Annotated in this window: 9 protein-coding genes; 2 read left to right on the top strand and 7 right to left on the bottom strand. The window is 36.5% G+C overall.

What is annotated here, in order from left to right; genetic code table 11:
• Positions 1 to 107 precede the first annotated feature (107 nt).
• Both HUW50_RS15865 and HUW50_RS15860 read left to right on the top strand, forming a co-directional pair.
• Entirely contained in the window at positions 108 to 959 is an 852-nt protein-coding gene (locus HUW50_RS15865; RefSeq protein WP_066324853.1) for an AraC family transcriptional regulator, read from the top strand.
• Positions 960 to 1,092: 133 nt separating this feature from the next.
• Complete coding sequence (locus HUW50_RS15860; protein ID WP_185653030.1) at positions 1,093 to 1,944, top strand: DnaJ domain-containing protein; 852 nt, start codon at positions 1,093 to 1,095, stop codon at positions 1,942 to 1,944.
• 200 nt (positions 1,945 to 2,144) lie between these two features.
• On the opposite strand, the gene HUW50_RS15855 is transcribed toward HUW50_RS15860, so the two are convergent.
• From HUW50_RS15855 to HUW50_RS15825, 7 genes are all read right to left on the bottom strand, one after another.
• Positions 2,145 to 3,821, bottom strand: coding sequence for an ABC transporter substrate-binding protein (locus HUW50_RS15855; protein ID WP_185653029.1), 1,677 nt, complete (start codon positions 3,819 to 3,821; stop codon positions 2,145 to 2,147).
• Between the two features lie 72 nt (positions 3,822 to 3,893).
• Complete coding sequence (locus tag HUW50_RS15850; RefSeq protein ID WP_066324828.1) at positions 3,894 to 4,808, bottom strand: carbohydrate ABC transporter permease; 915 nt, start codon at positions 4,806 to 4,808, stop codon at positions 3,894 to 3,896.
• A 14-nt stretch (positions 4,809 to 4,822) separates the two neighbouring features.
• Entirely contained in the window at positions 4,823 to 5,794 is a 972-nt protein-coding gene (locus tag HUW50_RS15845) for an ABC transporter permease (RefSeq protein WP_066324823.1), read from the bottom strand.
• 313 nt (positions 5,795 to 6,107) lie between these two features.
• The gene (locus HUW50_RS15840; protein WP_066324804.1) at positions 6,108 to 12,380 is read right to left on the bottom strand and encodes a TIM-barrel domain-containing protein; all 6,273 of its coding nucleotides are present in this window, start codon (positions 12,378 to 12,380) and stop codon (positions 6,108 to 6,110) included.
• A 176-nt stretch (positions 12,381 to 12,556) separates the two neighbouring features.
• Entirely contained in the window at positions 12,557 to 13,753 is a 1,197-nt protein-coding gene (locus HUW50_RS15835; RefSeq protein ID WP_185653028.1) for an ROK family transcriptional regulator, read from the bottom strand.
• 238 nt (positions 13,754 to 13,991) lie between these two features.
• Positions 13,992 to 14,858, bottom strand: a complete 867-nt coding sequence (locus HUW50_RS15830) for a peptidylprolyl isomerase (RefSeq protein ID WP_066324802.1) — start codon at positions 14,856 to 14,858, stop codon at positions 13,992 to 13,994.
• 126 nt (positions 14,859 to 14,984) lie between these two features.
• Positions 14,985 to 16,775 (bottom strand): glycoside hydrolase family 66 protein, encoded by a 1,791-nt coding sequence (locus HUW50_RS15825; protein ID WP_066324794.1) that lies wholly within the window; start codon positions 16,773 to 16,775, stop codon positions 14,985 to 14,987.
• Positions 16,776 to 16,862: the final 87 nt, after the last annotated feature.

The following is a 16,862-nucleotide window of genomic DNA, read 5'->3' as shown; positions in this document are numbered from 1 at the left end:
ACATATTGTAAGATTATTAGTTTTATAATAGTATTTATGTTGTCTACACATCAAGGGCATAATTGAACATAAGATTGGACAATTTGAACATGAAAGGAAAATGTCTCATGAAAGAATTACCAATCCGTTTTATTACCTCACCGTTTAATCAGGAGCTAATCCCATTACAAATGTACACGATAGGCTCCAATCACCAAACAGCGATTCACAGACCTAAAGGCTTTTCTGCGACTCAAGTATTCATAACTCTTAGTGGTAGTGGAAGAATTCGTGTTAACGGAGAATCTGACCTTGTGGTAAAGGAGCAACAGGCATTTATCATCTATGAAGGGGTCCCACATGAGTATTTTCCAATAACAGATGATCCATGGCTGGTCGGTTTTATATCGCTTCGAGGTGCTTCTGTAACAACTATGCTTGCAAATATGGAATTTCATAATTGTGAGGTATTACATATTCGTAATTTTGAGAAACTATGGAATTTGGCCGAACAAATTTGGCAATTAGCTGAAAACAATGGAACCGAGGAATTATGGCAAATTTCTGTGTTACTCTATACCTTTCTATTAGAATTAAGAAAACAGACCACAAATTTTTCCTATCAACCTCCAAAGATAAATAACTCTAATTCTTGTGAAGCCATTTTAGAACATGTAACTACCATTTTAAAGGAGCACTATACACAACCTATTCGATTATCTGAGGTATCAAAGTCTTCAGGTTATTCTCACCAACATTTGAATCGATTATTTCGGCAATTCTATGGTGTCACTCTAAACCAATACTTACAAAATCTGAGGATTTTACATGCAGTTGACCTAATTGAACGTAATAAGCATATTACGCTTTGTGAGATAGCTGAAGAGCTCGGCATCGACACTAGATATTTTACGAGATTGTTTAAAAAGAATATGGGGATGTCGCCAGGGGAATATAAGCGGATCTCTCATTATCATTGAAGCTTTATGTTGGCTTGAAGAATTTCATATTTTCTGAAAAAACTTTGTTAATATTTTCATAGATAGTGCAAAAGTTTTCTACTTGCGTTATCTTTAATATAGTCGTTATATGGAAAAAGAGAGGTGCGTTTCATTGGATATAAAAGAAGCATACAAAGTATTAGGTGTTTCAGAAAATGCTACAGATAATGAAATTGAAAAACAATACATGATTTGGGTTAGACGAAATCATGCCTATCAGAATCAACCAGATCCAGAGAAACCTTTTGATATTGAGGCTATTACGACAGCCTATAATATAATTAAACACCATAATGAATACGGTTCCAACCCGTCCCAAGAAATGAAATCTTTTCAAGGTAAATTCCAGCATTTCTTTCATTATTACAAACTTCATATGGTAGGTTTTTTGGTCCTTGTTGCTATTTTGGGTTCAATAATCCAAAGTGGCATTAATAATTATCAGGAGAAGAAGGAATTGGCAAGTCTTCCACCAGAAAGCCTAAGTATTATGATATATGGAAATTATTTTGATCCTAACAATCCGTCAAATTCTCTATCAGATAATATATTAGCAAAGTTTCCTACCTGGGAGCGAGTTACTGTTAACATGAATTACGCACCTACTGAAGTAAATGATTCCATTGATGCTACTCTTCAACAAAAAAGTGCTGTAACACTTGTTAGTGATAAATCAGATATTTATCTTATGGATGCTAAAAACTTTGAACGACTTATGAATAATGAAATCTTTCAACCTTTAGAGCAAATCGAGCCGACCCTTAAGGATAATATAGAAAGTGAAAATATTATATACGCTGCTACAACTGAAGATAAATCTGAGCATATATATGGGATTGTATTAAAAGACACATCCATCTTTAATGGGATGCCTGTAAATGATGCCAAAAAAATTGCTGCCATTCGCTTAGATGCCAAGAATAAAACGAATGCAATGAAATTGATTTTGGAGTTAGCAAACTGATTTTTGTCTATAATTACACAAAAAATCCCTCTTGGAATATAGAGGGATTTATTATTGAATCTTAGGATTCCTTTAAATTTGGCAAATCTTTAAGAGTTACGCAATAAGGATGTTCCTACACTTTTCGTAACTGTTCTTTCAAAATTGAGAATGCCCCCATAATCGTGACCCTTTCAACTTACAATTTCATCCGAGATGAATTATTCACTCCACAATTCAACTATATCTTTTACTATTTGTGTGTATTCTTCTTCTGCTTCTTCTACTCCTGCTTTATCTAAATCATCCATAAATTGCTCCCAGACATTATCAAATTCTTCTGGATCGGCAAGAATTGCTTCTGGAATACGTTTAAAGGTTATATCTATCATTCTTTTATTTGTTACTTCAAGAGTTGAACCAGCAGGGATTGCAAGATTGTAGGCAGCTCCCCATGGTTTTACTGGAAACTCTTCGCTAGTAGGGTATAAATCCTTCCATAATTCAGCATCATAATTTTTTAGCACTTCTTTTTCAACATCTGTTAGTCCTTCAATCGCAAGTTCACGTGTGTTAACCGTGTATGTTTGACCGGTTGAGTCTTCTACACCATCACCATAGCGTGGCGCAAACCTTTGGAAGTTATAACCAATTCCAGTTTTCTTTAAGTAGTCTTTATCATTACGGCGTTTTTCCCATTCATCTTCAGGAATAACACGCTTACCGTCTACAATATTATAATGTTCGCCTTCAATTCCCCAATTCAGCATAATTTGGGTTTCTTCTGATACTAAATAATCAAGAAATTTGATGGCTCGAACAGGATCTTCACAGTCTACTGATATTCCAATTCCCCAGCCTACTTGGAAACCATTACTTTGATAAGCAGTATGTTTATACTCTTCATTTAATGTAATTGGATAAAATCCATACATTCTTTCATACTTACCTGCATCACGTAAAGCATTTTGTGCATCATAAATCATATAGTCTGGTGCTATAGTAGCCAACGCACGTCCCGTAGACAATTTTGCTAGCCATTGGTCATGTTTTTGAACAAAAGATTCTTGATCTAACAATCCTTCAGTATTCATTTGGTTATACCAACGGTAAACCTCTTTTTCAACTGGACGGCGATAATGTAATGTCGCTTCATATGTCTCAGGATCAATATAATATTCACCATCATCGGAAGCACCAGTCATCATAAATCCACTATTTAAAGTAGAGGCTTGAAAACGCCATCCATCAGATTGGAGGGTTAAAGGAATGGTTGGTTGTCCATCAATTTCAGGATGTAGTTTATAATATTCGCTTATAACATTTTCTAAATCTTCCAATGTTTTCATTTCTGGGTATCCTAATTCTTTAACAACGTCATGCTGGACAAGTGCTGCAAAACCAGGGGTCATAGCTTCATTATCGACTGCTGTATTAGGTAAAACATAAATAGATGGATCTTCCTTACTCCATTTCATACGGTTAATTTCATCACCTAGCATTTTTTTAATGTTTGGAGCATGCTCTTCAATCAATGGCGCAAGATCAATTAATGCACCAGCTTCTACAAGCTGACTAGCTCCCTTAGATGTAATTAGGTCAGGGTATTCGCCACTAGCAACCATCAATGGAATCTTTGTTTGTCCACCTTCCATATCAAATTCAGGTTCAAGAGTTACACCTGTGTCTTCCTTAATTTTTTTACCAACTGGGCTCTCCATATTCTCCCAATCAGGGTTCGCATCAGAATCAAAGACCGAAAAAGTGATTGAACCATCTTCATCAGAAGAGCTATCAGAATCTGTTGAAGCATCTTCTTTTGAAGCCTGGCAAGCAACCATAATTGATAAAAGAACTGTTATAAAGACCAAACTAAAAACCTTCTGAAATGACTTCATTTCATGTTTCCTCCCCTTTGTTTATGATCATTTATTGTATAAACAGTGAATCTTTTGATACTTAATGAATGGCTACTGTTTTACTGCTCCTAATGTCATCCCTTGAATAAAAAACCTTTGAACAAATGGATAAACCAACATTATAGGTATGACAGTAACCATGGTGATGGCCATTTTAATCGATTCAGGTGATACCATATTCGCTTGCTGCTCTGCATTAGGTCGCATTTGGTTGGCATTTACATTACCACCCATCGAGGTATTATCTAAAATCTTCATTAGCTCGTACTGTAATGTTGTTAAATTTTCATTCAAACTGTTATATAAATAGGTATCAAACCAACTATTCCATTGCCCGACTGCCACGAATAAGGCGATAGTCGCTAAAACCGGCTTACAGAGTGGTAAGATAATTCGATAAAAGATTGTAAAGTCATTCGCACCATCCATTTTCGCTGATTCTTGAAGTGAAAACGGAAGTCCATCCATAAACGATCGAATAATAATAATATTAAAAGCACTTACTAATCCTGGTAGGATATAAACCCAAAACGAATTCATCATACCTAAATCTCTTATCAGCATGTACCCTGGAATTAACCCTCCTGAAAAATACATCGTTAAAACAAGAAAAGTAGATATAAATTTCCTTCCTTGGAAATCAGCACGACTCAACGTAAAAGCAATCATTGCTTGTGCAAAAACACCTAACACCGTACCAATTACTGTCCTCAAAACAGAGTTTACAAAACCCGTTACTAAGTTATCGTATTTCATTATTTCTAAGTAATTATTCAAGGTAAACTCACGCGGCCAAATATAAATGCCACCTCTTATGGTATCAGTTGAATCATTTAAAGAAATAACTAATACGTTTAAAAAAGGGTAAAGCGTTACAATCATAATAATTGTTAAAAAAGAATAATTTAGTATATCGAACATACGGTCCTTTTTCGTTAACTTAATCATGGCTCGTTTGGATGCCATTAAACTCCCCCCTCTTACATGACACTTTGATTGGAATATCGCTTAAATATACCGTTAGCAAGAAACAATAAGGTAATACTTACTACAGAATTAAAAATTCCGATTGCCGTTCCGTAAGAGAATTGTCCTAAACCAATCCCGTAATTAAGCGCATACAAATCTAATACCTCAGAATAATCAACAACTAGAGAATTTCCTAGTAACATTTGTTTTTCAAATCCAATACTAACCAAATGACCTATATTTAGAATAAGAACAACTAGAATTGTTGGACGAATGCCTGGTAATGTCACATGCCAAATTCTTCTTAACCTTCCGGCCCCATCTACTTTTGCAGCTTCGTATAGTTGAGGATCAAGACCTGCAATGGCTGCTAAAAAGATAATCGCATTCCAACCCATTTCCTTCCATATATCTGAAACCGTAACAATTCCCCAGAACCACGTACCTTGAGCCATAAATTGAAAAGGCTTATCAATAAAACTAAATTTCATTAAAAGATCATTTACAATACCACCATCAATAGATAACATTTTTGTAACAATACCAGCCACAACTACCCAGGATACAAAGTGGGGTAAATAAGTTATTGTTTGCACCGTTCTCTTAAATAAAGAATGGCGAACTTCATTTAGCAATACAGCGAATAAAATAGGAATGGTAAACCCTACTATTAAACCAAGAAAACTCATCGCAAGCGTATTTCTAAGTGCCATGAAAAATCGTTCATCAGTAAACAATGCGATAAAATGGTCGAGACCTACCCACTCTTGTTCAAAAAATGATCTGCCTGGTCTGAAATTTTGAAATGCCATCGTCCATCCCCATACAGGAAGATAATTAAAAACAAAAACCCAAGCAACAAATGGTAATGACATCATATAAAGTGTTTTTTGACTTAAAAATATTTTCCAAAAACCGTTCTTCTTGTCTTTTTTCTTCTGTAAGTTCATCTTTGTAATCGCTTTCTCTTTTACGGTTTCCATTTAGCCTCCTCCTCTTCTGTTACTTAATTTTAAATTAAATATTAACTAAAGGATACCTTAATAATTTTCACAAAATTCATATAATAATTTCAGAAAGCGTTATCATCAACAGGTTGATTAGAATTTCTAAGGAACGATATCTAATTTCCTTCACAAATTAAAAAGTGCCCGAACCTATATGGTCCTGGCACTTTTTCTTTTACAAAGGCTGACTCGCCAAACTTTGTTGCTATTTACCAAGTAATGCGGTGGTTGGTTGCAGCGAGAGTTGCTCGCTTTCCGCGGGGCGGCGACTTTATTATTGCTAGCAGCCTCAATGTTTAACCTTACCCAATGTTCTTCCCTTAAGATCAGTAGTAATTACTTGTGCTTCGGAAGTAGATACCTCTTTCGTTTTCACATATAACAATTCTGTTTTTGAGTCATAGTACCAAACATCATTGCCTTTTTCTACTGCTTCTTTGGAATCAACTAATATTAATTTTTTTCCGTTACGTTTAACAGAGTTAAGTACCCTATCACCAGCGTTAACTTTTATTTTTGCTGCCCAGTTTCTGTTTTCAATACGTCCGTCAAAACTGCCCTTCATTGCTGAAATCTCAAGTGTTACATTTTCCCCATTTGAGGAAGCGGTAATCTCTGTATTAGCTGATTCGCCTTTTTCATATTTGTATGTTTGCCCATCATCCTCGTATAAGTTGAAGCTTGAAGCTTCACCAGTTTGTTTCGGATAAACGTTCAATGTCATCATTGATGCTGGATTTTCATCTGTATAGTTTTGAATCTCACGCTGTGGAATAATTGCTCCTTCTTTTATAAATACCGGAATCTTAGACAAATCAGCTTCGTATTCAATTGTCTGTCCTCCTACAAATGTTTTATGAGAACTCCAGTCATACCATGTACCCTCTGGAAGGTAGATGTTTCTCTTAGAAATACCCTCCAAAGAAATCGGCGCTACCAGCATATTTGGACCAAACAGCCATTGGTCTTCAATCCCATATACATTTGCATCTGTTGTATAATCCATGACAAGCGGTCTCATTAATGATACATTTCCATCTGTTGTTTGCTTGGTTGCTGAATAAATGTAAGGCAATAGTTTGTAACGCTCTTCAATGCTTTGTTTTACAATGCCTTCTGCTTTCTCACCAAACGCCCATGGCTCTCTAGTGTTGGTTGGATCACCACATTCGCAATTATGAGCACGAAAGATTGGCATAAAAGATCCTGCCTGCATCCAGCGCGTATATAGCTCAGTAGTCGGTTTGCCATTAAATCCACCAATATCAGTTGTGAAATAAGGCATTCCAGACATCGAGGAGCTTAATCCCAATTGTATATTGTGTCTAAACGACTCCCAACTTGCATCGATATCTCCGCTCCAAACGGTTGTTCCATATTCTTGAATTCCAGAAAATCCTGATCGTGATAAGCTCCATAGGCGGTTATCACTGTAGCTTCTATGACCATTATAGAAGGCTTTTGCTTCGGTTAGTGCATACACATTTCTAATTTCAGCTGCACTCCCTTTAGAAAAATGATGCCTTAACGAATCTGTTGCCTTCTCTGGTTCATTTAAATCAATCCAATACCCTTTAACACCAGCATCATGTAAGGATTTAACCTGTGCATTGAACCATTCGACAGCTTTTGGATTGGTAAAGTCCACTAAACCTGATTTACCATACCAAGCATCATAAATAACAGTTTTACCTGAAGCATCTTTTACAAAATAACCATTTTGATCACCTTCATTAAAATTGTCTGCAGTAACTTGAATGTACGGATCGACTATCGGGACCGTCTTGATGCCTTTTTTCGTTAACTCCTCCATACTTTCTTTTGGATTTGCAAAAGCTTCGGACCAAGTCATGTCAAAGTAATGATTTTCTTTTGCCCAATAAACATCGAGAATCATTCCATCTAAAGGAATTTGTTTTTGGCGGAATGTGTCTACAATCTTATTTACTTCCTGCCAGCTCTTATATCCATACTTAGACTGGATATAACCTAAGGCCCATTTTGGCGGCAGCGGTGCCTTACCTGTTAAATCTGCAAAACTTTTCATGATACCAGTTAGCGTGCTCTCTCTTTCACTGGCCATAAAATAGTAAATCATTTCGCCGTTTGGTGAATGAAAAGAATACGTCTCTTTGTCTGTCGAACCCATGTCAAAGGTGGCATTTTCATATGTGTTATCAAAGTAAAGACCATAGCCCTTTGTACTAGTAAAGAACGTACCAGAAATATCAGATGTATTTCCGCCAAATCCCCCTTTCATTCCATTCTTCATTTCAACCTTATGGCCTCTTCGATCAAAGGATTGAGAGTCACGATCCATACCAAGGCCAAAGAAATGCTCTTTTGGATCTAGTTTCAAGGTAGAATATACTCCTGTATCTCCGTCATAACCCAATCCGTTTCCATCACTATGCTCCGTTAACAGCTTAGTATTCTCAGGATCATAGTAGGCAAGCTTAAATGGAGACTTATAAACTCTTAAACTCATTTTTTCAGTTTGAATTAATACATAATCCTCTTTATTAGTTACCTTTGGAACGATACTTGCTGCCTCTTGATCAACAACAAAGGATGACTTTTTCTTAAATGTTCCAGTCGGCTCCATCCATATTTTAGCTGTATCCTCTTGAACGAATTCGACCTTAACCTTTTCTTGGTTCGTTGAATTTAACACGATGGATGTTCCATCACTGCTTATTGTATACGGTGTGTCTGCATCCAAACTTTCAAGATATGATATACTTTGATACTCTGTTGGGTCTTTTTCCATCATTTTAACGCCGTCAAGATCAAGAATACTTTCAGCCTGACCTTCTGCTTTCACCCCGATCTTTACAACTTCACCAGCCATTAACTGGATATTTGGGACTCTTACTTCCTTCCAATCATCACTTGCAGGGATTGGAACTTCTTTTGTCCCTCCAGAGTAACTGACATAAAGTGTGGCATTGTTAAAGTTTCCAGATTTGCGAGTGTTAATTGATAGTTGATAGTTTCCATCAATAGGCGCATTTCCAAATTGCCATAGATCAGAAGAGTAATCATCCTTGCCTGAAATACGGACAAATGCCTCTTCATCTGCTGATTCAATTGATTGGTTGACCATATTTGTACGGCTCCAATCAGTGAATCCTTGTTCAAATTCTTTGTTAAACAGATTGACCTCTATATTCTCAGGTACTTCAGAGTTTGTTGATTGAAGCAACACATTATCAAGCTGCAAGGATGTATCTGCTTTAGGTGCTTCCATATAGAACTCTAACGTTAATTCACCTTCTGTGACGATAATCGTATCTGTGCTAAATTTTTTATACTCAAACTCATCAGCGTTCCATTTTTGCTTGATAGGACCATTTGGATCTTTTAGATTCGGTTCAATGTTCACTTCTATCTTCTCTTGGCCAGGCTGGGAGACAATCATTTTAGCAACTCCACCTGTAAATGCCGGATCCAAATGAGGCATTAGTTTAGCCATCGCTGAAACCGTATACTCACCATCCTTTAATCCAACAATCGTTTGCTTCGAAGTAACTTTCCCACCTTCATTAGGAGAATACAAGTATTGCTTATATCCTTCATAAGCATCATTTTTATCCACACCATGCCATACTGTCGTGCCAAATGTATCAATTGTCCAACCAGTTTCATTTCCCATTTCAAAGTCACCGTTAACGAGCTGACCTGTACTTGAGCCGAACTGAATGGAATCAATTAATGTCGAGCCTGTATCTTCACCTGTAAATTCCATGGTGATTAAATTTACCCCTTTGTTCAATTGTACAGATTGCTCGATGGTTCCCCATTTATCTCCTGTAACTGGGAACGACACCTTAGATGGTGCGTCAATAACATTCATCTTTTTATCCTCTACAGAAAGGGATAAGGTACTAGCCTCTGCATTTCCATTCACGTATTTTATTGATAATGGAAACTGCCCTGCTTCAGGCATTTCAACGGCAATTGTTACTTTTGATCCTTTTTTGTTCAAGCCAGTTAGATAGCCAAAACCATCATAGCCCATTTGTTCGTTATCAAAGATAGCTCCGCCTTGATAAGAAGCGACTTCTGTTTGAAATATTTTCTTTGTTGTTTTTGGAATTAGTTTCAATACTGTTGTATCATGAGGTTCGAGCATTTCAGAATACATCGTGCGGTAGCCGAGATCCTTATGCTCCCATAGATTGCGGGTAAAAGCTTCATCTTTGATTCCAAGGTCTTTTTTGAAATCCATTGATAGCCCTTTGCTTGTGTCACTGCGATTAAAGAGAGAAACGACCCAAGATCCGTCTGGTAACTGACCAGCCCATCTTTCACTGTCGCGGCTTACATTGTTCTTATAATGCTGATTTGAATAAAAGATCGGCTTTCCTGCAAAACCAAGTTTATTCAATTCAATCAATTCAGGGTTTTGATAATATTTGTAATTATCTCCAATTGTGTCATATTGATCTGCAATGGTTATTGGAGAACCTGCCATTGTGAATAATGATATTGCTGTTTTCTTTTCGTCCTCGGCATAACGTCCCTTAAATGTGTTTAACTTTAAGAAGTCACCGTCATTAATCATTGATCCACGTCCCGATATATCTGCAAATCCAGTAAATCCTTGGAATGGATTGGCCCATTGAGACCAATTATTTGTCCACTCTTGTCTTCGTCCCGAGATATGCTCCCAACCACCACTGAAGGCATCCTCATCAATTCGAATCATATCTCCATATTGATGTTCGTATTCACCATGTTTATTTAAGTCAGGCATGACTAAGCTAAGGAATACATCATTCTCTTTAGTAGCTTCATCCATCCATTGAAGAGCTTTGCGATACTGTTCTCTTGTATGACCTGTACCAATTTGGCCAAGCCCTTTATCGTAACCGCTTTCATACCAAGATAAAAAGTCTACACGTAAATACGAGGCTCCTTGATTTGCAAAGAAGTCTATATATCCTTTCAAATATTTTTCTGCATCTGGGTGGTCTACATTTAACCAATAAAGCGCTCTTTCGCCACCTTGCCCCCCATCAAAGCGATCTCCTTGAAGTATTTTACCACCGCCAATATCTTGTGGTTCTGTAATAACAAGATCAGCGACTGGTGTATCCGTCCCTTTCACTTTGTATTTATCCGGATTTTTTACAACTTCTGGACTAATCCAAAGCGGATTATAATAGATGCCAAACTTCATCCCTTTGCTTTTCACATAATCTGCCCAGTGTTTCCATGTATGTCCTTCTGGATAACGTTCGTGGGGATACCCTTGCCAATTGTCATATAAAACAGATACGTCATCAATATCGATTCCGACATCAGGCACTTGTGTTTCCGTTGGATCGACAATAAATTCAATTGTTAATTGACCTGACGTTACATTAATATTCTCTGCATACGTTTTCCAATCTTCTGTAGTCACTGGCTTACTTACAGAAGTTTCAGGGTTTGCCTTATCATATCCTGAAAGCTTCATTACTACAGTGACACCTTTGTCTGCAAAACCATTTTTCCCTTTAGCTTTAAATTTGACACCGTAGTTACCATTTGGCAAATCCTCGATCGTTTGAGAGATGATTTGTTTGTTCGGGTTTTTACTATATGTCCATAACGACTTATCTCCTTCAGGATCATCATTACGCCCATGACCGAATTCACCATTAAACGTCCAACCTTCTGTTTCGACTTGCTCAAATCCTCCGTTATCCACAATATTCCCCTCAGGAATTGGAGGTTGTTCAGAATCTACAGCTGTAAATGTAATGTCATCAAGCTGCAATGAAGCGTTTCCTTGTTTTGAATCAATGACAAATTCAACAGTCAAATCAGTCCCAATAGATTTCACATCAATTAAATAGTTTTTATATTTTGAACTTAACTCGATTGGCACCTTCTTTACTACTTCTCCATTTTGGCTGATCCGCATTTCAGCATAGCTGCCGTTCGCCTCATCAGTAAACTGGTTTGAACCACTAAAATCCCCTAAAGTTGCCCACGCAGAGAAACGATATGTTTTATCCTTCTCTAGTCCATTCACGGTTTGACTCAATGTTGCATCAAACGGAGAATTTTTATAAAAGTAAAACTTAAAGTTATTTCGGGCACCAGACTTATCGACTCCAGAATCTGCATTCCCCTTAATATCCCATCCTTCTGTGGTGGCGTATTCGAAATCACCGTTAAATAACTTTCCTGGTTTAACAAATGGTTTCTCGCGACCATCCATATAAATTGGATCACTTATCCATCGATCATTATGTGATACGACGTACCCATTTTCATTTAATAGAGTTGCACCCTCTATCCACCCATCAGTACTAATCATATCGTAACCATACGGTTGGAAGTTTTTAGCCATCCAATCAATATTGTCTTTAAGACGATGCTCTGGCATAAACACATCTTTTCCATATTGATGCTCATATGTAATCCAGTACATCGGCCCAGCACCTTGTCTAGTAAACTCACTATCTCTTGCAAACCCAGAACGAACATTAAATGCAGAAAAGACCAAATAAATCATAATTGATAGGATTATGGCTTTCAGAAACAATCTGTGTTTACTTGTTCGCATATTTACCCTCCCTATTTGTTTTTGTGTGTTAAAACTATTCTTAATAGCTTCTGCCTATATTATTTAGATGACCACCTCCTTTAAATGTATGCGTTATCATAAATGTGAGCTACAGATACTTTATTCAGTGAATAAAGTAATTATTCCAAAGGATCCAACAGAAGTTGTTTCCCTTTCTATTTGTAAATAGGTACTTTAAATAGATGACTAACAACAAGTGCACAAGCCCCAATCAACCAAACATCCTCACCTAGCTGTGAGGTTTTGAACTGAAGTTTGCGAGGATGCTTTATGAAAAAGTGGACTTCCAGCTCCTTTTTAATTCCTTTTAGTAGGAATTCTCCCTCTCTTAAACCTTCCCCACCTAAGATTATGGCTTCAGGATTAAATAGGTGTACCAAATTTTTAATTCCTATTGCTAAATTTTCTCCTTGCTTTACCAACAATTCTTGTGCATATACATCACCGTTTTGGGCTGCCATTACTATACTCTCTGGAGTAATGGGAGTATATGACTTAATTAAAGTAGGAACACCAATCGAAACCATGCGTTCAGCCTCATTCACTAGGAAAGAATCAGAAGCATATAATTCTAAACAACCTCGCTGTCCGCAATAACAGAGGCGGTCTCCTTGATAAATTGTAATATGCCCTAACTCTCCAGCACCACCAAAATCTCCTCTAAACAACATATTATCAATAACAATACCTGACCCTACTCCAGCCCCTACTGTAACACCAATAAAGTTTCTATACTCTCTCCCCAAGCCTATCCATTTCTCTGCAAGTGCAAATACATTTGCATCATTATCGATCATTAAAGGTACATCAAAATACATTCCGATAGGCTTCAAGTCACCATGGTCTACCTTTAATATAGGAGAATAGATTACTTCATTACTTTCCCGGTCCACTAGCCCAGGTGTAGCAATACCAATCCCCACTAATTTGGAAGCGCATTCATTACATTCGATAAAACACTCAAGTTTGTCAATAATAACTTGTGCTAATTTGTTCGCTTCACCGTGTGAATATGAAAATTGCTGTTTGTGAAGGATCTTGCCTTCCAAGTTAGATAGACACATCTTCACTTCCTGCATTTCTATCTTTAAGCCAGCGATTATACCAAAATCTCCATTAAACTTTAATAAAACCGGCTTTCTGCCACCTTGTGAGTCCCCAGTTCCAACCTCTGAGACAAGATTTTCCTTAATGAGTTCATCGATAATATTCGTAATGGTTGATAAGCCTAAACCTGTTTCTTTTGCTAAATCAGTACGTGAGATATTTCCCTGAAGGCGAACCCTATCAATCACGAGGGAGCGGTTCAGTTCTTTAATAAGCTCTTTATTTCCTTTTCTAAGTAAATTCAATACACTCGTCTCCCCTGAACACATTTCATATGGTAAATTTAACATAATTCATTCAGTGAAACAAGTTATATTTCAGATAATTCAAAAAATAAAAAATCGCTTCATCCTTTTTTAATGTATTGGTTAAATATCTACCTAATAACATAAAAAAAGACATAAAAAGACTTTAGCACTTCACAAAGCTTATCAGTCTTTCATGTCTCTAATTTTAATCTACCTAAGTATAATAGATTTGTTATTATTTTATTCCAGCAGATTGAGTTACCTCTAAAGCATCCTCCAACATTTTATCTTTAATCTTAATGTCAGCATCTTTTTGTAGCTCGGTTAGCACTTGGTTAATAGGCTTAGCATGCTTATATGTTAACTCTTTTTCAATTACAGCTTTCTTATCTTTAAACGTATTTGTTTTCTTATCCGTTACTTTAATAATATGATACCCAAATTCTGTTTTTACAGGTTCACTTATCTCATTAACATCCAATGAAAATACAACCTTATCAAATTCTGGAATCATGATTCCTTTTGGGAAATACCCGAGATCGCCTCCTTTGTCTTTTGAACCTGGGTCAGTAGAATATTTGCCAGCAAGGGTAGCAAAGTCCTCCCCCTTGTCAAGCCGCTCTTTTACTTCCTTCGCTGTTTTTTCATCCTTAATTAGAATATGGCTTGATTTAACTTCTACTTTATACTTTTCCGCAAATTCTTTTTTCACTTCTTCTTCTGAAACCTTCACACCATCTGTTGCTGCTTTTTGTGCCAATAAATCATGTTCTACTAGCTTTTTAAATGCTTTCTCATCTGTTATTCCATTTTGCTGAATAGCCTGTTTAAAACCCTCCTCACCTCCGAATTGCTCCTTATATTCCTTGATTTTTGCAGCAATCTCTTTATCTGTCACCTTGTACTCTTTTTCAAGTAACATAGTTTCAACCATTTGTTTTAAAACTTTTTCACCCGCATGACTCTTTAATTCATTGTAAAATTCCTCTTTCGTTATTTCACCTGACTTAGATTCAACAACTGATTCCGAAGAACTAAGGTTACATGCGGAAACTGATAGGACTCCTGCTACTATACCAAGGGAAACAAACATTTTTTTCATCAAAAACATCTCCTACTCTATTACTATTTTTTTGACCTGCTTGCTACTAGATGTAAGATCTTCATACTCCGTACATAAGTTACTAATTAAAGCTGTATATATAGGTATTTAGCAAATTTTCTTATCTTATTGTTTATACTCTATAACAACCATATCCCAATATTTAAGACTAGGAAGTGGAAAAATCACCTTGTTTTGGTCTTGGGTAAAGGGAAGAGCAATTGGCACACCATTTTGCTTGTCTGGAGAAGCCATCCAAACATTTTTAATAGGTTTAGTTTCCTCAATCTGAACAGTTAACGGCTTTCTATTTTTAGGTTCTGCTTGATTAGCATTTGTATCTCGCCATTCTAATGTTGTAGCATCTAAAAAATTAATAAAGTGAATGACCTTTTTATTAGCCTTTTGTTTTGCAAAGCTCCAAATTTTCCCTTGTTCAGGTTGAGAAGAGAACTGTGCCCAATCAGAAGAACCAATGGTTATTGGCACCTCTTGCAGATTATCTCGAAGCAGATTTTCATATGCTACAAGGAAATCATAATAATTCAAGAGCTTGCTTTGTAAGGAGGTACTCATCTTAAGATTTTCATGTGGAAAATATTCCTTTGACAGCATGTGTTCACCTAATTCCAAGTGCGAACCACCAGATGCAAAAATTACACTGTTTGTCAGCAATATACCTGGTGTATTAAAATCACCCAGCTGATTAGAAAACTCGTAATTCATATAGGCAGCTAAGATTGTTTGATATTTCTCTTTTGAATATTGATTGTTTTCATCAATAATTCGTTTTAAATCACTATAATATTTATCTTGATCCCATACTTCTGTATATAAGAAATCGACAGGAGCGTCGCCAAGATGTTTTTGCCCAAATTGGCTAACCGCGTTCATCACAATTCGTTTATCAGGCGTTTCATTTTTGATATGTTCCATAAAGGGTTTAAAAGATTCTTCAAGCACTACGGGATTCCCATTATAGTCATATACATTTCCCCGCGGACCAAGCTGATCGATATGCCAGCCATCAAAGGGAAGAGTCTCGTAAATTTTTTTTTGCTGATTAATTAAATAGGTTTGCCACTCCGAATTTGCCGGATTGACAAGAAATACATCACTTTTCCATCCCTCAGGTAGTGGATGGTAATCATGTAGATTTCTTTGCTGATCTTTAAATAAGCGCCATTCTGTTTTGACACCATCTTTTTCAGCTTCTGCAAAAGCACCGTATAAAAGGTTATATGCCATTGTTTTCATGTTTCGTTTATGAGCTAACTCAATATATGATCTAATCGTATGCAGCGAGGTTGGACGATTGGCGATGTCCTCCCATTGGGCGGCAGACTCATTGTTTTCTAATTTAATAGGTTGGTGGTGTTTGTAATGCCAATCGTAAAATTGCAATCCATTAATGTGATAACGATTCAGTCTGGAAATAACAGACTCCATATCCTTGTTGGACATATCATGAAACTTAGACAGAAATCCATATCTCGGAAATTTTGACCAATCGCTTGAAACATCAACAGCAATTGTTTCCTGATCTTGTTTAGAATGAGTATCTAACTGTACACGAACTAAATATCCTTTGAAATCCTCTTTTGGCGGCTTCCATGTCCAATGTATTTCTTTTTTATCTACCTTCACCTTTTGTTTAGAGATGACATCATCTAAGTGAAAGTATGTGATTTTCAACATTCCATCAGAATACTCAGCCGGTAATTTAGCCGTAAATTGAATCAATTCATTTGGACGATATGAAGCTTTATCAGTTGTAATATTTTGAATAATGCTGCTTTCCTCTATTTTTTGCGGTTTCGTTTGAATAAAGAGAGACTTCATTGCAACCACAATGACGATTAATAGCAATATTATAGAAAACATGATAATGATGATTGGTTTCTTTTTTGAAAGCATAAAATCTAACTCCCCGTAACGATCAACTAGTGTCTTTACTTTTCTTTGTCTAGTTGAATATACCCAAATCTCTTTAGCCTAAGGTCT

Source organism: Metabacillus sp. KUDC1714, from assembly GCF_014217835.1.
In the GTDB taxonomy this organism is placed as follows: Bacteria; Bacillota; Bacilli; order Bacillales; family Bacillaceae; genus Metabacillus; species Metabacillus rhizosphaerae.
Note: the sequence above shows the minus strand (reverse complement) of the source record. Positions and strands in the feature narration are given on the sequence as shown.

What these genes read in the sequence shown, in the direction of transcription:
- HUW50_RS15865 (WP_066324853.1), top strand. Translation starts at nt 108, where the DNA reads ATGAAAGAATTACCAATCCGTTTTATTACCTCACCGTTTAATCAGGAG.
- HUW50_RS15855 (WP_185653029.1), bottom strand. Translation starts at nt 3,821, where the DNA reads ATGAAGTCATTTCAGAAGGTTTTTAGTTTGGTCTTTATAACAGTTCTT.
- HUW50_RS15850 (WP_066324828.1), bottom strand. Translation starts at nt 4,808, where the DNA reads ATGGCATCCAAACGAGCCATGATTAAGTTAACGAAAAAGGACCGTATG.
- HUW50_RS15845 (WP_066324823.1), bottom strand. Translation starts at nt 5,794, where the DNA reads ATGGAAACCGTAAAAGAGAAAGCGATTACAAAGATGAACTTACAGAAG.
- HUW50_RS15840 (WP_066324804.1), bottom strand. Translation starts at nt 12,380, where the DNA reads ATGCGAACAAGTAAACACAGATTGTTTCTGAAAGCCATAATCCTATCA.
- HUW50_RS15830 (WP_066324802.1), bottom strand. Translation starts at nt 14,858, where the DNA reads ATGAAAAAAATGTTTGTTTCCCTTGGTATAGTAGCAGGAGTCCTATCA.
- HUW50_RS15825 (WP_066324794.1), bottom strand. Translation starts at nt 16,775, where the DNA reads ATGCTTTCAAAAAAGAAACCAATCATCATTATCATGTTTTCTATAATA.